This window comes from Nitrobacter hamburgensis X14, from assembly GCF_000013885.1.
In the GTDB taxonomy this organism is placed as follows: Bacteria; Pseudomonadota; Alphaproteobacteria; order Rhizobiales; family Xanthobacteraceae; genus Nitrobacter; species Nitrobacter hamburgensis.
Genome location: NC_007964.1, coordinates 1,381,799 through 1,400,646, shown reverse-complemented (window position 1 = coordinate 1,400,646; position 18,848 = coordinate 1,381,799). Strand labels below are relative to the sequence as shown.

17 protein-coding genes are annotated in these 18,848 nt (G+C 63.0%); 6 read left to right on the top strand and 11 right to left on the bottom strand.

What is annotated here, in order from left to right; genetic code table 11:
- Window positions 1-158: 158 nt before the first annotated feature.
- Complete coding sequence (locus tag NHAM_RS06330) at window positions 159-2,855, bottom strand: sensor domain-containing protein (protein WP_011509762.1); 2,697 nt, start codon at window positions 2,853-2,855, stop codon at window positions 159-161.
- 260 nt (window positions 2,856-3,115) lie between these two features.
- On the opposite strand from NHAM_RS06330, the gene NHAM_RS06325 reads away from it, so the two are divergent.
- Window positions 3,116-4,219, top strand: coding sequence for an NAD(P)/FAD-dependent oxidoreductase (locus tag NHAM_RS06325; protein WP_011509761.1), 1,104 nt, complete (start codon window positions 3,116-3,118; stop codon window positions 4,217-4,219).
- 95 nt (window positions 4,220-4,314) lie between these two features.
- Here the strand turns inward: NHAM_RS06325 and NHAM_RS06320 are convergent, their stop codons facing one another.
- Entirely contained in the window at window positions 4,315-4,500 is a 186-nt protein-coding gene (locus NHAM_RS06320) for a YdcH family protein (protein WP_011509760.1), read from the bottom strand.
- Window positions 4,501-4,753: 253 nt separating this feature from the next.
- Between NHAM_RS06320 and NHAM_RS24700 the strand changes: the two genes are divergently transcribed.
- Window positions 4,754-4,960, top strand: coding sequence for a YdcH family protein (locus NHAM_RS24700; RefSeq protein WP_081434963.1), 207 nt, complete (start codon window positions 4,754-4,756; stop codon window positions 4,958-4,960).
- A 109-nt stretch (window positions 4,961-5,069) separates the two neighbouring features.
- Here the strand turns inward: NHAM_RS24700 and NHAM_RS06310 are convergent, their stop codons facing one another.
- Complete coding sequence (locus NHAM_RS06310; RefSeq protein ID WP_011509758.1) at window positions 5,070-5,753, bottom strand: GGDEF domain-containing protein; 684 nt, start codon at window positions 5,751-5,753, stop codon at window positions 5,070-5,072.
- Window positions 5,754-5,872: 119 nt separating this feature from the next.
- Here NHAM_RS06310 and purE point away from each other — a divergent pair, with 119 nt between their 5' ends.
- Both purE and NHAM_RS06300 read left to right on the top strand, forming a co-directional pair.
- Window positions 5,873-6,358 carry a 5-(carboxyamino)imidazole ribonucleotide mutase gene (gene purE, locus NHAM_RS06305; protein ID WP_011509757.1) on the top strand — a complete coding sequence of 162 codons (486 nt, stop codon included), beginning with the start codon at window positions 5,873-5,875 and terminating at the stop codon, window positions 6,356-6,358.
- Window positions 6,355-7,470 (top strand): 5-(carboxyamino)imidazole ribonucleotide synthase, encoded by a 1,116-nt coding sequence (locus NHAM_RS06300; RefSeq protein WP_011509756.1) that lies wholly within the window; start codon window positions 6,355-6,357, stop codon window positions 7,468-7,470. Before purE ends, NHAM_RS06300 begins: the two co-directional genes overlap by 4 nt.
- Before the next feature lie 186 nt (window positions 7,471-7,656).
- Here NHAM_RS06300 and aqpZ read toward each other — a convergent pair whose 3' ends face one another.
- A complete protein-coding gene (aqpZ, locus tag NHAM_RS06295) occupies window positions 7,657-8,370 on the bottom strand; it encodes an aquaporin Z (RefSeq protein ID WP_011509755.1) in 714 nt (237 codons plus the stop codon).
- A gap of 255 nt (window positions 8,371-8,625) precedes the next feature.
- Here aqpZ and rpsU point away from each other — a divergent pair, with 255 nt between their 5' ends.
- A complete protein-coding gene (gene rpsU / locus NHAM_RS06290) occupies window positions 8,626-8,913 on the top strand; it encodes a 30S ribosomal protein S21 (protein WP_011509754.1) in 288 nt (95 codons plus the stop codon).
- Between the two features lie 212 nt (window positions 8,914-9,125).
- On the opposite strand, the gene NHAM_RS06285 is transcribed toward rpsU, so the two are convergent.
- The 7 genes from NHAM_RS06285 to NHAM_RS06260 all read right to left on the bottom strand — a co-directional run bounded on the left by NHAM_RS06285 (window position 9,126) and on the right by NHAM_RS06260 (window position 17,117).
- The gene (locus tag NHAM_RS06285; protein ID WP_011509753.1) at window positions 9,126-9,980 is read right to left on the bottom strand and encodes a hypothetical protein; all 855 of its coding nucleotides are present in this window, start codon (window positions 9,978-9,980) and stop codon (window positions 9,126-9,128) included.
- A 584-nt stretch (window positions 9,981-10,564) separates the two neighbouring features.
- Window positions 10,565-11,038 carry a DUF3606 domain-containing protein gene (locus NHAM_RS06280; protein WP_011509751.1) on the bottom strand — a complete coding sequence of 158 codons (474 nt, stop codon included), beginning with the start codon at window positions 11,036-11,038 and terminating at the stop codon, window positions 10,565-10,567.
- Between the two features lie 30 nt (window positions 11,039-11,068).
- On the bottom strand, window positions 11,069-12,469 hold the full coding sequence (locus NHAM_RS06275) for an NAD(P)(+) transhydrogenase (Re/Si-specific) subunit beta (RefSeq protein ID WP_011509750.1): 1,401 nt from the start codon (window positions 12,467-12,469) through the stop codon (window positions 11,069-11,071).
- 242 nt (window positions 12,470-12,711) lie between these two features.
- Window positions 12,712-13,029 carry a proton-translocating transhydrogenase family protein gene (locus NHAM_RS06270; protein WP_011509749.1) on the bottom strand — a complete coding sequence of 106 codons (318 nt, stop codon included), beginning with the start codon at window positions 13,027-13,029 and terminating at the stop codon, window positions 12,712-12,714.
- Window positions 13,030-13,173: 144 nt separating this feature from the next.
- A complete protein-coding gene (locus NHAM_RS06265; RefSeq protein WP_011509748.1) occupies window positions 13,174-14,304 on the bottom strand; it encodes a Re/Si-specific NAD(P)(+) transhydrogenase subunit alpha in 1,131 nt (376 codons plus the stop codon).
- A gap of 83 nt (window positions 14,305-14,387) precedes the next feature.
- A complete protein-coding gene (locus tag NHAM_RS24695) occupies window positions 14,388-14,540 on the bottom strand; it encodes an aa3-type cytochrome c oxidase subunit IV (protein WP_011509747.1) in 153 nt (50 codons plus the stop codon).
- Between the two features lie 696 nt (window positions 14,541-15,236).
- Window positions 15,237-17,117: a M3 family oligoendopeptidase gene (locus tag NHAM_RS06260; protein ID WP_011509746.1), complete on the bottom strand. Its 1,881-nt coding sequence runs from the start codon at window positions 17,115-17,117 to the stop codon at window positions 15,237-15,239.
- A 131-nt stretch (window positions 17,118-17,248) separates the two neighbouring features.
- On the opposite strand from NHAM_RS06260, the gene NHAM_RS06255 reads away from it, so the two are divergent.
- Window positions 17,249-18,727, top strand: a complete 1,479-nt coding sequence (locus NHAM_RS06255; RefSeq protein ID WP_011509745.1) for a sigma-54-dependent transcriptional regulator — start codon at window positions 17,249-17,251, stop codon at window positions 18,725-18,727.
- Window positions 18,728-18,848: the final 121 nt, after the last annotated feature.

Here is an 18,848-nt window from a genome sequence, read left to right as displayed (position 1 = left end):
CTTGAGTGGGCAGCGAATGTCAAATCCGCTCCACTAGAGCCTTTTCGCTTCTGATGGAGTCAGAAGCGGGCTCTATGATTTTGATTTGACGCGTTTTCTTCACGCGAACCGGTATCCACTTCGCTCGAAAACGCTCTATTCTAGCGGTGAATGCGGTCTCAGCCGGCCTTGCGGCGGATCGCTTCGGGAATGCGGGGCGGACGCCCGACCAGGGTGGCGTAATGCGCGATCGGCTCCGGTTTGCCGATGAAAAAGCCCTGGACCGCGTCGCAGCCCTCGTCGGCGAGGAAGCCGAGTTGCTCCTGCGTCTCGACGCCTTCCGCGACGATCGATACGTCGAGGCCGTGGCCGAGGCCGATCACCGCCCGGACGATCGCCGCGGACTGCGGATTGCGTCCGAGATACATGACGAACCCACGGTCGATCTTGATCTTGTCGAACGGGAACGCCTGGAAGTAGCTCAGCGACGAATAGCCGCTGCCGAAATCGTCCATCGCGATGCGAACGCCCAGCGCTTTCAGCCGCCGCAGCAGCGCCAGGCTGCGCTCAAAGTCCTCGATCAGCACGCCTTCGGTGATTTCCAGTTCCAGCCGGCTTGGATTGAGTCCGGTTTCCAGCAGAATAGAGTGCACGAGGCCGACCAGGTCGCCGTGAATGAACTGCACCGGCGACAGGTTGACCGCGATCTGCTTCGGGCTCGGCCAGGACGCCGCCTCTCGGCACGCCTCGCGCAGAATCCACTCGCCCATTGCCACGATCAGGCCGCTCTCCTCCGCGAGCGGAATGAAATCGCCGGGCGGAACGAAGCCGCGGGTCGGATGACTCCATCGCGTCAGCGCCTCGAAGCCGATCACATCGTCATCAACGAGCTTGCGGCCCGTGCGTGCCTGCGGCTGATAGTGCAGCGACAGTTCGCCGTTCCGCATGGCGTTCGACAGATCCCGGTGCAGCACGCGGCGATCCCGGATCTGCCGATCCATTTCCGGTTCGAACACGCAGATGGAGCCGCGCGATTTCGCCTTGGCGCGGAACAATGCGACGCCGGCATTGGCGAGCAGCGATGCGGGATCGGTCCCGTCGCGCGGGAACAGCGAAATGCCGGTGGTAAGGCCCGTCCGGACGGATTTATCATCAATCAGAAATTCCGGAACCATTGCCGCGACGATCTGTTGGGCGAGCGCCTGGCCAACGGCGGGCTGCTTGCCATCAATGATCACACCGAACTCGTCGCCGCTGAGCCGGGCAACGAGGCCGCCATGCGCCGCGCTCTGAATGCGGCGCGCCACCTCGATCAGCAGGCTGTCGCCGACCGCGTGGCCGAATACGTCGTTGATCTCCTTGAGGCCGTCAAGATCGAGCGACAGCACCGCGAACTCATCGTCCGTGCCCTGACACGCCTCGATCATCTGCGACAGCGCTTTCAGGAACGCGGTGCGGTTCGGCAGATCGGTCAGCCCGTCGTGATAGGCCATGTGCGCCATGCGCGACTCGGTCTGGCGACGATCGGTCACATCCTCGTTCGTCTTGATCAGATACTGCGGTTCGCCGTCATCGCCGCGCACCGTAACGCGGCGGGTCAGGAACAACCGCAGCCCTTCGCTGGTGCGGATCGGGTGCTCTTCGGTCAAAAGACCGCCATTCCCGACCGCCATTTCGTCGCGGGCAACGATCAGCTTCGCATCGCGCGGACCGAAGATATCGGATGCGGTCAGCCCGATTGCATCCTCGCGGCGGCGATTGAGAATCGTCTCGGCCCGGCGGTTGGCGAGCAGGTAATGGCCGTCGCTGGCGCACTGAACGATCAGCGACACCGGAATGTTGTCGACGACGGTTTCGAGGAACTTCTTGGCGTTCTCCAGCTCGCGCGACAGCGACTTGCGCTCGGTCACATCCTCGAACAGGGCGATCAGAAACACCGGCTGACCGGCCTCGTTGCGGGCGACCACCTTGTTATTGGCGAGCGTGCGCTTCTCCGAGCCCCGCTCAAATACCATTTCGCTGTAGTAATGACTGTCGGGCGAGGCCAGCGCGACCTGGTCGGTCGCGGCGATATTGGCGGCCGTCTGGGGTTGGAAGATTTCATCGGCGCGCCTGCCGACGATGAAATCGCGCGAGACGCGGGAGAAACGCTCGAAGGCGCGGTTGACCAGAATGTAGCGGCCGTCTTCGATACCCTTGGCGGCGATACACACCGGCACGTTGTCGATGACCGATTCCAGAAACTGCTTGGTGGTCGCCAGTTGCCTGGCGAGCTTGCGCTGCTCGCTGCAATCCTCGTGCGTCGCAACCGAGCCGCCGTTCGGCAGCTTGAACCGCTTCACTGCGATCAAACGCCCGTCGGGCAGTTCGGTGAAGAGGCCATCGCAGGCATTCGACAATCGATAGAACTGGTCACTGCAGGCGTCGAGCACACCGCGCGCGCGCCGCAGATCGCCAAGTTCGGGGTCCGTCATAGCCGGGCGGATATCCGATCGAAGCAATCCATAGATTTCGAGATAGCGGTCGTTGCAGAAAATGATCCGCTGACGCGAATCCGTCATCACCACGCCCTGGTTGAGATTGTTCAGCCCAGAGCTGACGAATGCGTGTCTGCGCAGAGAGCGCCTGGCCTTGCGCAGCACGGACGTCACCCAGATGGCGGCCGCCGCCAAAAAGGAAACGGCAATAAAGCCGCCGGTGAAAATTTCCCAAGCCACGCCGGCATCGGTCCCGGTAATATGATTGTCCGTCGACAATCCGATGGCCGCAGCCCACGCGCTCGCGGGCGCCGCAGCGACAGCGGCGTATACGAGCCCCACCGCAGCAGCGACGCTCTTGCCGCCCTTGCCGCCCGCCTGCCAATCCTTGCCAGTCATCGCGCACCCGAGATTTGCCGGCAGAGTGTCTGGCCTCACGGGTTTGAATCAGGTAAATGCTTACCCCCGCGATGGGAAAATGCGACCTGGATTGCACAATTGCTCTCTCATGATTAATACCCGGCTAATGGGAGACCGGCCGCGCGAATTGCACCGGTGCGCCGTGAGAACCGCGGGAGCGCTCTCTTTCACCGCAAAGCTTTCTCACGACCTCACCGCGAAACCTCCTCACAGCGGTCAGAAATCGATCCAGGCCGCGTATGGACAGGGTTGAGTGCGTAGTCGTCGGCGCAGGCGTGGTCGGACTTGCGATCGCGCGACGACTCGCGCGATCCGGCCGTGAGGTCATCGTTCTCGAGGCCGCGGACGCGATCGGAAGGGCAACGTCGTCGCGCAACAGCGAGGTGATTCACGCCGGCATCTACTATCCCGCCGGCAGCCTGATGGCGCGAACGTGCGTCAGTGGCCGGCGCGCACTTTATGCGTATTGCCGCGAGTACGGCATTCCATACCGCAATTGCGGCAAGCTGATCGTCGCGACGACGGAGCGGGAGGCCGGCAGGTTGCGGTCCATCAGGGCACACGCCGAGGCCAATGGCGTCGAAGACATGCAACTCCTGAGCGGCGACGACGCCCGCACGCTCGAACCGGCGCTGCACTGCGTGGCCGCGCTGCTGTCTCCATCGACGGGTATTATCGACAGCCACGCTTTTATGCTGGCATTGCGCGGTGACGCCGAGCGAGACGCTGCGGCGTTCGCTTTTTACACGCCGCTGTTGCGCGCCAAAACGACGCCACACGGGTTGGAAATCGAAACCGGCGGCGACACGCCGATGACGCTCGCTTGCGATCTGCTGATCAATGCCGCCGGCCTTGGCGCTGCGGCGGTGGCGCGCAGCATCGAAGGCATGCCTGTGGACCGGATTCCACCGGCTTACCTCGCCAAGGGAAACTATTTCAGTTGCAGCGCCCGCACGCCGTTTTCGCGCCTGATCTATCCGGTGCCGGAGCCCGGCGGCCTTGGCGTGCATCTTACGCTGGACCTCGCGGGGCAGGCCCGCTTCGGTCCCGACGTGGAATGGATCGACACTCCGGACTATGATGTCGATCCGGCGCGGGCGACGCGGTTTTACCCGGCGATCCGGCGCTACTGGCCCGAACTGCCCGATGGCGCCCTGATCCCGGCCTATTCCGGAATCCGGCCCAAGATCGTACCGCCGGCCGTCGCGCAGCAGGATTTCGTGATCGAGGGGCCCGCCGACCACGGCGTGGCCGGGCTGATCAACTTGTTCGGGATTGAATCGCCCGGCCTGACGTCGTCACTTGCGATCGCGGACCATGTCGCCGCGCTGGCCGGGAGGTAACCCAGACAAGCCCGGCTTCGGCGCGCGGACCGGCAGCAATCAATCGGCGGCGGCGGCAGGCGCCACGGCCCCTCAAAGGCAGGGAATGCGAGAGTTTAGTGGAGGGTCCCGACCGTACCGAGTTTCAGTCTTTCGATCTCGTCCCTAAGCATGAGTTTACGGCGCTTCAATTGGGCGATCCTCAGGTCGTCGGTGGAAAGATGCCTGCGGGCATCGTGCAACTCGCCTTCCAGGATCCGATGTTTCCGTTCCAGTTCAGCGAGATGCGCCTGAATTGCCATTCGAACCTCCTCGGTAGGATTAACCTCAGATTCGCTTCGGATTCTTGAGTGTACATGAACCGTGGCGGCTGTCGATGGGACAGAAAAGCGCGTCAATAATATTTGCGGGATTATCAGAAATGGACGGTGAGCGCGGAACCCGGCGACTTGCGCGGCGCGCGGGCAAGGGTGATAACTCGCAAGGGTGATAACTCGCAAAGCTGAAACTCACAACCCTTCGCAAACTCTTCGCGATTCAAGTCAGTGCGTCATCATGGCCGACGAAGAACAGCGCGAACTCGGAGCTGAGCTCGCCCGGCTGCAACAGGAACACCGCGACCTCGACGCCGCCATCGATGCCCTGCATCAATCGCCCGCGCCCGATTTGTTGCGGCTGCAGCGGTTGAAGAAGCGCAAACTGCAACTGCGCGACCGCATCGCCTTCATCGAAGACCAGATCACGCCGGATATCATTGCCTGAAGCCGACCGCGGCAGGCGGGGCGTGCAGAATGCGATGCCGGCGGCGCTCGAAAAGTTGTCGCGAGTGAATGGCAACGCAGCCTGAGCGTTCCGCTGATGCGACCGCCTCTCAATCGCCCCGCCGCTGCGCCTTGCGGACGTACATTGCGCAGTCGGCCTGCTCCAACGCCGTGCCGGCGTCGGCGTGCGGTCCGAGGATCGCGACTCCGATCGATGCGCCGGCCGTGATCGGCCGCCCGCGGAAAGTCAATGTCAGCCGGTCGATGGTCTCTTCGAGCACCGACGCCTTGGCTTTGGCGTCGGTCTCGCTGAGATTCCACAACAGCAGCGCGAACTCGTCGCCGCCGAGCCGCCCGATCAGGTCGGAGGATCGCACGTGTCGAGACAGCGCCGCAACCACGGCCTTCAGCACCGCGTCTCCCGCCGCGTGACCGAGAGCGTCGTTGATGGGCTTCAGACGATCGACGTCGAGCACGAACAGCGCACCACTCGCATGATAACGCCGGATATAGGCGACCGAGCGGCGAAGTTCGCGTTCGAAGCCGCGGCGATTGAGGACGCCCAGAAGAAAATCGGTCTCCGCGAAGGCCTCAAGATCCGCGATCCGTTCCTGCGCCGCCGCGAGCTGGGATTTGAGGCGGCGGATGGCGCCTCTGGCGTCGGCCGCGACGTCACGTTGTACCGTTTGGCGCTTGGGTGAGAGCGCCGCCAGCCGCGCGGCAGGTGCGGCCTTGCGGCGGCTCGCCTTGCGTTTCGCGGCCGTGGAGGTGGGCGCTTTCGGTGTCTTTTTCATCGTCACAAGGCTTGCCGCCGTTCACCAAGAAAGGATAGTTCATTCCCGGCTGCTTGCCTCGTCAAGACGCACTCCTATAATCCGGGTTGTATTTCTGGATTCCCGAAAGAAAATACTGAATGACCGCCGTCGCCATCATCATGGGAAGCCAGTCGGACTGGGAGACCATGCGTCACGCCGCGGAAACGCTGACCGCGCTTGACGTGACGAGCGAGACGCGAATCGTGTCCGCGCACCGAACACCGGAAAGGCTGTTCGCATTCGCCAGGGGCGCCAAGGCTGAGGGCTTCAAGGTCATCATCGCGGGCGCGGGCGGCGCCGCGCACCTGCCCGGCATGACGGCGTCGCTGACGGAGCTTCCGGTGCTTGGTGTACCCATCGAATCCAAAGCACTTGCCGGGCTCGACTCGCTGTATTCGATCGTGCAGATGCCGGCCGGCATTCCGGTGGGAACGCTCGCGATCGGCAAGGCCGGCGCTATCAATGCGGCGCTGCTGGCGGCGAGCGTGCTCGCCCTCAACGACCCGGCGCTCGCCAGCCGCCTCGCGGCATGGCGCAAGCGGCAGACGGATGCGGTGAGCGAACGCCCGGAGGGATCGGCGTGAGCGATTCTCGGCGGGTGACGCTTCAGCCGGGCGACACCATCGGAATTCTCGGCGGCGGACAACTCGGCCGGATGCTGGCGTTGGCGGCGGCGCGCCTGGGCCTCAAGTGCCAGGTGTTCTCGCCAGATCCGGACTCGCCGGCGTTCGACGTCGTGCAGAACGCCACCTGTGCCGAATACGCCGACGTCGAGGCGCTGGAATTGTTCGCAGCCGACGTCGACGTCGTCACCTATGAATTCGAGAATGTCCCGGCGGCGACCGCGATGGTGCTCGCCGCGCGCCGGCCGGTGCTACCCAACCATCGCATTCTGGAGACGGTGCAGGACCGGCTGGTTGAGAAGAACTTCATCACCGGACTCGGTATCGGCACCGCCGCCTATACCGACGTGGCGTCGGCGGAGGCGTTGCGCGAGGCGATCGAAATCATCGGCCTTCCGGCGGTGATCAAGACCCGCCGCTTCGGCTACGACGGCAAAGGTCAGGCCATCATTCGCGAGGGAGACGATCCCAGCCAGGTGTGGGACGATCTCGGCACCAAGGCGGCGATCCTGGAAGCCTTCGTAGCGTTCGAGCGCGAGATTTCCGTGATCGTCGCGCGCAGCGCCGATGGCGGCGTCGAATGCTTCGACGTGACCGAGAACGAGCATCGCGATCACATCCTGAAATATTCGCGCGTACCAGCGGCGATCCCCGATACGCTCGCCGCTCAGGCGCGCGACATCGCGCAAAAGATCGCGATCGCGCTCGACTATGTCGGCGTACTGGCCGTCGAGATGTTCGTGGTGCCGGGCGCCGGCGGGCCGACGCTGCTCGTCAACGAGATCGCGCCGCGGGTCCACAACTCCGGGCACTGGACGCTCGACGGCGCCTCGATTTCGCAATTCGAGCAGCACATCCGCGCGGTCGCCGGCTGGCCGCTCGGCAAGCCGGTCCGGCACGGCAGCGCAGTCATGACAAACCTGATCGGCGACGACATCCTCGACTACGGGAAGTGGCTCACCGTGCCGGGCGCAGCCGTGCATATCTACGGCAAGGGCGCGCCGCGCCCCGGCCGCAAGATGGGCCATGTCACCGAGATCAAGCATGTCACCGAGGTCAAGGGCCGCGGCTGACGATGGGACGCGTTGTTCGGCTTACTCCGGACCTGTCTTGTCATGCCCGGACTTGATCCGCGCATCCATCTTCCCAAAAGGATGAATTACCGGGTCATAGGCGAGCGCAGGCGATGCCGTTCTTCGCATAGGCGAGCGAAGCGACGCCGTCCTTCGAACGGCCATGCCCGGCAATGACACGTAACGCTATTTTCCCGCGACGACGCCTTCCGGCTCGTCGCTGAGCGCGCGATAGACCACGCCGCCGATGACGCCGCCGATCAGCGGCGCCACCCAGAACAGCCAGAGTTGCTGCAGGGCCCAACCGCCGACGAACAGCGCCGGACCGGTGCTGCGCGCCGGATTCACCGACGTATTGGTGACGGGAATGCTGACGAGGTGAATCATCACCAGCGCGAGCCCGATCGCCAGCGGCGCGAAACCCGCCGGGGCCCTGCCGTGGGTCGATCCCATGATGACAAACAGGAACATGGCCGTCATCGTCACTTCGGTGATGAAGCCGACCATGAGGCTGTAGTGACCGGGCGAGTGCTCGCCGTAGCCGTTCGACGCGAAGCCCTTGGCAACATCGAAGCCCGGAGCACCACTGGCAATCACATAGAGCAGCGCCGCCGCCGCGACCGCGCCGATCACCTGCGCAATGACGTACGGCACCACCTGGCCGGCCGGAAACCGGCCGCCCGCGGTCAGACCCACCGTGATCGCCGGGTTGAGATGGCAGCCCGAAATGTGCCCGATCGCGTAGGCCATGGTGACGACGCTCAGACCGAAGGTAAAAGCAACGCCCAGCAGTCCGATGCCGACCTGCGGAAACGCCGCCGCGATGACCGCGCTGCCGCATCCCATAAAAGTCAGCCAAAAAGTGCCGATCAGTTCGGCCGCGTATTTCCTGACATCCATGACACGCCTCCCTTGGTTGGGGATCAACCATCCCGATCAGGAACCATAGAAACGTGGATGTGAAGCATTCCTGACCCAATAGCGGCCCTTTTCACCTGAATTTTCGACGTTTTACCGCGGATCGAACCACCGCCCAACGGTGGACATCCGCGCTTTAATCTGGTACATCCGCGGCCTCGACACTGAGGGCTCGGCCTTTGTCGGCCTTCCGCTGTCTGACGAATTCTCAATTTGTACAATTAAAGAGGATGCCGCGTGCAGGTTCTCGTTCGCGATAACAATGTCGATCAAGCCCTCAAGGCGCTGAAGAAGAAGATGCAGCGCGAGGGGATTTTCCGCGAGATGAAGCTCCGCGGTCATTACGAAAAGCCCTCTGAAAAGAAGGCTCGCGAAAAGGCCGAAGCCGTGCGCCGCGCCCGCAAGCTTGCGCGCAAGAAGATGCAGCGCGAAGGCCTGCTGCCGATGAAGCCGAAGCCGGTTTTTGGTGCTGGACCCGGAGCAGGTCGTGGTGGCCCGGGTGCCGGTGCGCGCCCGCCTCGCTAAAAACAGACATTCGATTTGAATACGAAAAACGCGAGCCCCGGGGCTCGCGTTTTTCGTATCGGCGAAGTGTTTGTCAGGCCCGCGACTAGAGCCTTTCCGCTTCTGATAGAAGCAGAAGCGGGGCTCTATGATTTTGGCTTGACGCGTTTTCTTCACGCCAACCGGTATCATCCTCGGGTCAAGCCCGAGGACATGCTTCGCTCGGAAACGCTCTATCGCGGCAGCACTGTCTGGAAGACCGATTTCGCGGCCGAAAGCATGTCGTCGGCGACCGTGGTATGGGTGCGCATCGCCGGCGGCGCCACGTTGGCCTCCAGATCGAGCGGTCGCGACGCTTGTGGAATATCCGCGGGCGGAACCGGCAGCCGCGCCCGGTCGCCGCTGCTGACCTGCGATTCCTCCATCCCCGTCGCGGCGGGCGTGAGCATTTCGACAGCCGGCGTCGACACCCGGATCGCAGGCGGTAGCGGTTGCATCGCCGGCTGAGGTGCGGCGCGCGTGACCTCCTGCAGGCGCGGCGACGTGGATTCGACCGGCTGACGATCGGTGTCCTGCTGCGCTCGAGAAACCTCTGATCGAGGACGCGACGCCTCGACCCGCACGGGCGCATCGTTCGCACCGCGCAAGCGATCGATCGCGGCACGCGCAAGATCGTTGGCATCGCGATGATCGTCCGGAACCGAGGCCGTCTGGGTCGGAGCAGCCGGCGTGGGCGTGACCTTGGCGGCGGCTTTCTCGCGCCGCGCCGTTTGATGCTTTTTCGCATCAGTCGGCAGGCCCGCGGTTTCCGTCCTCTTCTCCGCGGGTTTTGCCGCAGCCGTCTCGGGCTGGACCTTCCCGGCCTCAGCCTTCGCGACCGCCTTCTCGGAAACACCCTTCGCCCGAACCCCGGCCTCGGAATTGTTGCTGGCGGCCTTATCGGGCATCACGGCGGGCGCAGCAGCCGTTAGTGGCGCGTCGGCAGGCCTGTCGGCGATGTAGTGGTTGACGATGTAGGCGGCTGTCACTGTCGCGAGGACAGACGGCAATATCTTCTCAAAGAAAAATTTCAAAGCGAGTATCAACATGACCGGCCTCTCCCACGCTGTCTGATGGGAAAACTTTTTGGCCGATTAAGGGATCAATCGCGACCGACCGGTGGCAAGTGGGTGATAAGCTGTAACGTTTCGTGTCCGTTATAGCGTTTTCGAGCAAAGCATGTCCTCGGGCTTGACCCGAGGATGGATGCCGGTTCGCGTTTGATCCAATCAAAGCCGGAATAGCTCCAGTGTCAGAGCGACTCGATCCGACCGAACGCCATGAAGCCGGTAAGGTCGCGGCCATAAACCGGTTGCAGGTCGGCCGGCAGCAGATAGCGGTTGATCAACCCGCCAACGCCGAACCTGGCATGATCGGTGCGGATGAAATCGTAGATTCCTCCGACCGAGACTTTGCCGACGACGAAAGCCCCTCTGCGAGGCCGGCAATGTGGTGGGTCGGTTCATTTTCCGCGACCCGCTCCGCACGCATCCTGCTCGCGGTAACGCCGGCCGTTGACGGGACGAAGGTGATACCGAGACCGGTCGCAGCAGCGAAAAACCAAACGGCCAGCGCACGAAAAATCCACGCCGACCGGCATTGAAAGGTGCCGGCTCATAAAGCCGGCAAGCGGCTATCTGGCGCGCTTACGAACGCTCTTTTTTGCCTTCTTCACCGTCCTCTTCTTTTTGACGACTGTTTTCTTTTTGACGACTGTTTTCTTCTTGGCGGCTGTTTTCTTCTTGGTGGCTGTCTTCTTTTTGACGGCCTTCTTGGGAGAGAGGTAGACGCCGACCTTCTTCGAGGAGCGTCCGACCGCCTTGACCGCAGCGCGGAGCCTTGCGGGCGTCACCTTGAACCTCTTCGACCAGTAGCTGACTTCGTACGGCTGGCTCAGCGCTATCAGCGCCCGATCCTCCGGCTTAAGCTTTTGCAGCTTGAGGTAGGCTTCGACCTTCCTGGCGGAGCGGCCGGCAGCCTTGACCGCGGCCTTCAGCTTCAACGGCGTGACTTTGAATTTCCTGGACCAGTAACGGACCTCGTAGGCCTCACTCAACGCTATCAAGCCGCGGTCGCTTCCGCCTCGCTTCGCCTTGTTGTCAGCCATATCGGCCTCCCGCTGTTGAGTATCGCCGTATTACATTCCCTTGACGATATTCTCCGTCATCTTCTTGGCGTCGCCAAGCAGCATCATCGTATTGTCCCGATAGAACAGTGGATTGTCGATGCCGGCGTAGCCCGATGCGAGCGAACGCTTGATGAACATCACGGTGCCGGCCTTCCAGACCTGCAACACCGGCATGCCGTAGATCGGCGAAGACTTGTCTTCCTCCGCCGCCGGGTTGGTGACGTCGTTGGCGCCGATCACGAAGGCCACGTCGGCCTGGGCGAATTCCGAATTGATGTCCTCAAGCTCGAACACCTCGTCGTAAGGCACGTTAGCCTCGGCGAGCAGCACGTTCATGTGGCCGGGCATGCGGCCCGCTACCGGATGAATCGCGTACTTCACCTCGACACCCTCCTTCTTGAGGTTATCGGCCATTTCGCGCAGCGCGTGCTGGGCCTGCGCCACCGCCATGCCGTAGCCGGGCACGATGATGACCTTCTGTGCGTTCTTCATGATGAAGGCGGCGTCATCCGCCGAGCCGAGCTTGACCGGCTTGACCTCGCCGCCGGCGCCACCGCCGGCCGCGGCGGTCTCGCCGCCGAAGCCGCCGAGGATCACCGAGATGAACGAGCGATTCATCGCATGGCACATGATGTAGGACAGGATCGCGCCGGAGGAGCCGACCAGCGCGCCGGTAATGATCAGCGCCGAATTGCCGAGCGTGAAGCCAATGCCGGCCGCCGCCCAGCCGGAATACGAGTTCAGCATCGAGATCACGACCGGCATGTCGGCGCCGCCGATCGGAATGATCAAGAGAGCACCGAGCAGCAGCGCCAGAATCACGATCAGCCAGAAATCGAGCACGCTGCCGGACATCACCAGCCCGACGACGAAGAACACCAGCGCCAGAGCGAGCACGATGTTGATGATGTGACGCGCCGGCAGGATGATCGGGGCGCCGCTCATGCGGCCCGACAGTTTCAGAAACGCGATCACCGAGCCGGTGAATGTCAATGCGCCGATGGCGACGCCGAGCGACATCTCGACCAGACTCTGCGCATGAATATGGCCCGGCGTGCCGATGCCGAAGGCTTCCGGCGCATAGAACGCGCCCGCGGCCACCAGCACCGCGGCCATGCCGACCAGCGAGTGGAACGCCGCGACCAGTTCCGGCATCGACGTCATCGGCACCCGGCGCGCGATCACCGCGCCGATGCTGCCGCCGATCGCGACCCCGAGAATCACCAGCAGCCACGCCACGCCGTCGGCGGGCGGATGCGACGCGAGCGTGGTCGCGACCGCGATCGCCATGCCGATCATGCCGAGGAAATTGCCGCGGCGGCTCGACGCCGGGCTCGACAGCCCGCGCAGCGACAGGATGAACAAAACACCGGCGACAAGGTAAAGCAGCGCGGAGAGATTGGCGTTCATCTAACTAAGAGCCCCTCTTCTGTCATCATCCGCGAAAGCGGATGATCCAGTCATCCGAAACGGTCATGACTAGAGCCTCGCTTCTGATTGAATCAGAAGCGAGGCTCTATGATCTTGATTTGACGCGTTTTCTTCACGCGAACCGGTATCCACTTCGCTCGAAAACGCTCTAGACAGGCAGTCACGACCTATTGGATGCCCCGCCTCCGCAGGGCTTGACGACATTTATTTGAGATCCCCGCTCACTTCTGCTTCTTCTTGTACATCGCCAGCATTCGCTGGGTGACAAGAAAGCCGCCGAAGATATTCACGCAGGCGAACACCAGGGCGACGAAACCGAAGGCCCGCGCCCAGCCCGATCCCGACGAGATCATGCCGACGCCGACGGCGAGCAGCGCGCCGACCACGATCACCGACGAGATCGCGTTGGTGACCGACATCAGCGGCGTATGCAGCGCGGGCGTCACCGACCACACCACGAAGTAGCCGACGAACACGGCCAGGACGAAAACCGACAGCCGGAACACGAAGGGATCGACGGCCTCAACGATATGTTCCATGGGGACGTTCCTATTCGTCGTTCCGGGGCACGCCAGGCGACGAACGCCTCGCGTTCGCGCCGATGGCGTGCATCGGGAATCCGCTGGTGAACCCGCGCGGCATGCCCCACGGGATAACCCGTTCGCCGGCTGTGCACCTAATCGTCATGCGCTTTTCGGCTGGAAATTCGGATGAATGACCGCGCCATTCCTGGTCAGCGCGGTGGCCTTGACCAGTTCGTCGTCCCAGTTCACCGCGAGCGCCTTGGTCGTCTTGTCGACCAGCGTCTCGATGAACGAAAACAGGTTGCGGGCATACAGGCTCGACGCCGATGTGGCGACGCGGCCCGCGACATTGGTAAAGCCGACGATCTTCACGCCATCGAGATCGACGATCTTACCCGCCTTGACGCCCTCGATGTTACCGCCACGCTCGACCGCGAGATCGACCAGCACCGAGCCCGGCTTCATCGAGCGCACCATCTCCGCGGTCACCAGCTTCGGCGCCGGGCGTCCGGGGATCAGCGCCGTCGTGATGATGATGTCCTGCTTCTTGATGTGCTCAGCGGTCAGCGCCGCCTGCTTGGCCTGATACTCTTTCGACATTTCCTTGGCGTAGCCGCCGGCGGTCTGTGCGTTCTTGAACTCCTCGTCCTCGACCGCGAGGAATTTGGCGCCGAGGCTTTCCACCTGCTCCTTGGTAGCGGGACGCACATCGGTCGCGGTGACGACGGCGCCGAGGCGGCGCGCGGTGGCGATCGCCTGAAGGCCGGCAACGCCGACGCCCATGACGAACACCTTCGCGGCCGGCACGGTGCCGGCTGCGGTCATCATCATCGGAAATGCGCGGCCGAACGACTCGGCCGCCTCGATGACGGCGCGGTAGCCGGCCAGGTTTGCCTGACTCGACAGCACGTCCATCACCTGGGCGCGCGTGATGCGCGGCATCAGTTCCATCGCGAATGCCGACACGCCGGCATCCGCTATCGTTTTTAGCGCCGCCTCGTTGCCGTAAGGATCCATGATCGCGATCACCAGTGCGCCACGCTTGTATTGCGCAAGCTCGCTGGCTTCCGGCCGCTTCACCTTGACGACGACGTCGGCATCCTTGAGCGCATCAGCGCTGACCACAGCCCCCGCGGCCACGAAGTCCGAATCAGGCAATCCCGACCTGATTCCGGCGCCCGGCTCGATTGCGACATCCGCGCCGAGCGCCTTGAACTTCTTCACCGTATCCGGCGACGCCGCCACCCGCGGCTCGGACGGATCGATTTCCTTCGCTATGGCAATCTTCATGATGCCCCCCGCAGTCAACTGCTGCGCACGATTAAAGCACCAGCCACATTGCTAGCGAATGAAAATCCCAGACGGCCCGACAATCAGGTGAGGAAGATCGCCATCAACGAGACAATGACAATCACGGCCGCAGTGCCGTACGTCGACGCTTTGATGAACGTCTTATATGTATTCTCGTGCGCCGGGTAATCCATTCCGTCCGCCGTCGAGTAAACGATTTCGCCATGATCAGACACGTCAAGTCTCCTGCCAAGGTTAATCTGCCCGCGAGGAGTTAGCGCAATCGGGAAGACAGAGCAACGGTGTGGCGATCATGTTGGCGAAGTCATCGTCCTTTAATGTACAAAATGTACAAATCGAGCGGCTCGAGCCGACAATTGCCTGATTTTCGCGCTCAGATCCCACCGTTTGCCTGATATTTGGACAGGGTGGCCGCGCCCTGAGTCGGCCGGGGACCGGAATCATGTCCAGCCCGCCTTGCCATTTGGCCTCCAGACGGGCCGTGCGCGGCATAATAAACAGCTTAAGGTTGATAAAAACACGCTATAGTTGTAATGCTCGATCCAAGCGATCTACGAGCTTTCCGGTTTGTGGGCTTTCCGGTCCTACTCACTGCGCCATTTTGCCACGGGCGCTCGGGGCAGCCAGTGCGGCGCGCTGAATAGGGCTCTTTGTTCCGGCAAACGGCAACGCGCGACTCAAGGCCCGCGGCGACATCTGTTCGCGCGAGTGCAATGACGCACGGCGCTCCACTCACGGCCAGTTGTCCCCGATTCGGCGCGTCAGACCCTTCTCGCTTGTTAGAGCGTTTTAGAGCGAAGTGGGTAGCGGTTCGCGTGAAGAAAACGTGTCAATTCAAAATCATAGAGCCTCGCTTCCGATTCCATCAGAAGCGAAAAGATTCTGGACGAGACGAAAAGCAGGCCAATGGCCTATCTCATCGTCTCCAGCTCATCGATCATTCCGGCAATGACCGACAATCCACCGTCCCAGAATTTCGGATCCCTGGCGTCGAGCCCGAACGGCCTCAGCAGCTCGGAATAGTGCCTGGTGCCGCCGGCGGCGAGCATCGCGAGATAGCGATCGGCGAACCCTTCGGACGCGTGCTCATAGACCGCGTAGAGCGAGTTCACGAGGCAATCTCCGAACGCATAGGCGTAGACGTAGAACGGCGAATGGATGAAGTGCGGAATGTACATCCAGAAGGTCTCGTAGCCCGGCCTGATCTCGATCGCCGGCCCGAGGCTTTCGCCCTGCACACTGAGCCAGAGCTGGCCGATGCGTTCGGCGGTCAGTTCGCCGTTCTTGCGCTCGGTGTGGACGGCGCGCTCGAACGTATAGAACGCGATCTGCCGCACCACCGTGTTGATCATGTCCTCGACCTTGCCGGCCAGCAGCGCCTGCCGCTGCTTCGCGTTCTTCGTCTGCGCCAGCAGACGCTTGAAGGTCAGCATCTCGCCGAAGACTGACGCGGTTTCCGCAAGCGTCAGCGGCGTCGGCGCCATCAGCGCGCCGTTCTTCGCCGCCAGCACCTGATGCACGCCGTGACCCAGTTCGTGCGCGAGCGTCATCACGTCGCGCGGCTTGCCCTGGTAGTTCATCAGCACGTAAGGGTGCGCCGACGGCGTGGTCGGATGCGAGAACGCGCCCGGCGCCTTGCCGGGACGCACCGGCGCATCGATCCAGCGATCGGTGAAGAACTGTTCGGCGATGCCGGCCATTTTCGGCGAGAAATCGCCATAGGCGGTCAGCACCATCTTGCGCGCGTCGGTCCACGGAATGACGCCGGTGGCGGCGAACGGCAGCGGCGCGTTGCGGTCCCAATGCGCGAGCTTCTTCTTTTTGAACCAGCGCGCCTTCAGCGCGTAGTAGCGATGCGACAGCCGCGGATAGGCCGCGCGCACCGAGGCCACCAGCGCATCCACCACCTCGCGCTCGACGCGGTTGTTCAGATGGCGCGAATCCGCGACGTCCTGAAAGCCGCGCCAGCGGTCGGAAATATCCTTGTCCTTGGCGAGCGTGTTGGTGATGAGCGCGAAGGTTCGCTCGTTGGCCTTGAACGTCTTCGCCAACGCCTGCCCGGCCGCCTTGCGCCTTTCGGGGGAGCGGTCCTGCAACAGGTTCAGAGTCGGTTCGATCGCCAGCTCCCTGGTCCCGACCCTGAAGCGCAACCCGGCAATGGTCTGGTCGAACAGCCTGTTCCAGGCGGAATAGCCGGTCTGCGACTTCTCATGGAAGAGCCGCTCGACACGATCCTCGAGCTGGTACGGCTTGTCCTTGCGGCTGTCCTCGATCCACGGGCGGTAATGCCCAAGCTCCGGCGTCTGCATGGCGCGCTCGATCACGTCGTCGTCGATGCGGTTGAGTTCGAGCGCGAAGAACAACAGATGCACCGAGGCCGTCGTCAGACGCTCGGAGACGTCGCCGTAGAATTTCGAGATCGCCGGATCGACGCTGTCGCCGGCGTGGATCAACCCCGCATACGAACCGAGCCGCCCGGCGAGATCGTCGATCGCCTCATAGCGCCGCACGGCGTCGGCCAGCCACGCGCCGCCATCGGGTTTCGCGGTCTCTTCGGCGAGCTTGCCCTTGTAGTCGGCCTCGAACGCCTCGCAGTCCGCATCGACCTTGTCGAGATCGCGCGTCACCTCGGGCGCATCGATTCCGGCATAGAGGTCCGCGAGATTCCATTCCGGCAGACGTCCCGCATCCGGTTTCGCGACGGCAGCCTTTTTCACGGCGGGCTTGCGATGAGAGGCGGGGTTGCGGGGGGCGGCGGGTTTGCGTGAAGCGGAGGGAGAACGCGAAGCCATTATCGATCCAGACTTTCTCAGGAAGAAAACTGTTGCATGACGACCGGGCGGCAAACCTTAAGAGCGCGTTAATCCCCGTCCGCCAGTGTGCCCCGATTCGGTACAGATAGTTGTAGCGTGCGGGGAATGCCATGACTGCCACCATTTTGATCGCGGACGATGACGCAGTGCAGCGCCGACTCGTCGAAAACATGGTGCGGCGGTGCGGCTATGACGCGATCGTGGTCGAGGGCGGCGATGCCGCCATCGCCGCACTGACGGCCTCCGACGGCCCCGTCATCGATGCTCTCATCCTCGACCTCGTGATGCCCGGCCTCGACGGCATGGGCGTGCTGGCGAAAATCCGCGAAGCCGGCATCAGCGTCCCCGTCGTGGTCCAGACCGCGCACGGCGGCATCGACAACGTGGTCTCGGCGATGCGTGCCGGCGCGCATGACTTCGTGATCAAGCCGGTCGGCATCGAACGTCTGCAGGTGTCCTTGCGCAATGCGCTCAACGCCAGCGCGCTGAAGGGCGAATTGCGGCGCGTCCGCCACAGCCGCGAGGGCCGCCTCAGCTTCGCCGACATCATCACGCGCAGCGAGACCATGGCCAACGTGATGAGGGTCGCGAGGAAGGCCGCGAGTTCGTCGATCCCGGTCCTGATCGAGGGCGAGTCCGGCGTCGGCAAGGAGCTGTTCGCGCGCGCCATCCACGGCACCGGCGAGCGCAGCGCCAAGCCGTTTGTCGCCGTGAACTGCGGCGCGATCCCGGACAACCTCGTGGAGTCGATCCTGTTCGGCCACGAGAAGGGATCGTTCACCGGCGCAACCGAACGCCACACCGGCAAGTTCGTCGAGGCCTCCGGCGGCACCCTGTTTCTCGACGAAGTGAGCGAACTGCCGCTGACCGCACAGGTGAAGCTTCTGCGCGCGCTGCAGGAAGGTGCGGTGGAAGCGGTCGGCGGCCGCAAGCCGGTCAAGGTCGACGTCCGCGTTATCTCGGCCACCAACCGCAGGCTGCTCGATCGCGTCAAGGCGGGACAGTTCAGGGAAGACCTGTTCTATCGCCTCCACGTGCTGCCGCTGACGATCCCGCCGCTGCGAACGCGGCGCGACGACATCCCGAACCTGCTGCGGCACTTCCTCGCGCGCTTCTGCGCCGAGGAAAACCGGACGATCAACGGCATCAGCGGCGAAGCGATGGCGGGGCTGTCGCAGCTCAACTGGCCGGGCAACATCCGCCAGCTCGAAAACGCGGTGTACCGCGCGGTCGTCATGAGCGAGGGCGAGCAGCTTGGCCTCCCGGACTTTCCGCTGATCGGCGCGCAACCCGCGACAGACGCCGAGGCGAACGAGCCATTGATTATGGAGCCGATGCTCCGGCGACCGTCGCCCGACGTGGTCTCCGGTAATGAAATACCCATAGCGCCGCTGCCTGATGCAGGCAGCCTGGCGATGCTGACTTACGACGGTGAAATACGTCCGCTTGAGGAGCTGGAAGCAGACATCGTTCGCTTCGCGATTTCACACTATCGCGGACAAATGTCCGAGGTGGCGCGTCGGTTGAAAATCGGGCGGTCCACGCTCTACCGCAAACTCGACGACATCGCCGCGAAGGAGGAACAGTAACAAGCTCCAATGCATTCGCATCACAAGGGTTGCGTTCGAATCACAGGAGAGTGACAAGCTTGAACCGTTGCGGGGCGGTGACAGACTAACGGAAAACACCTTCCTGAAACGCACGGTGCGT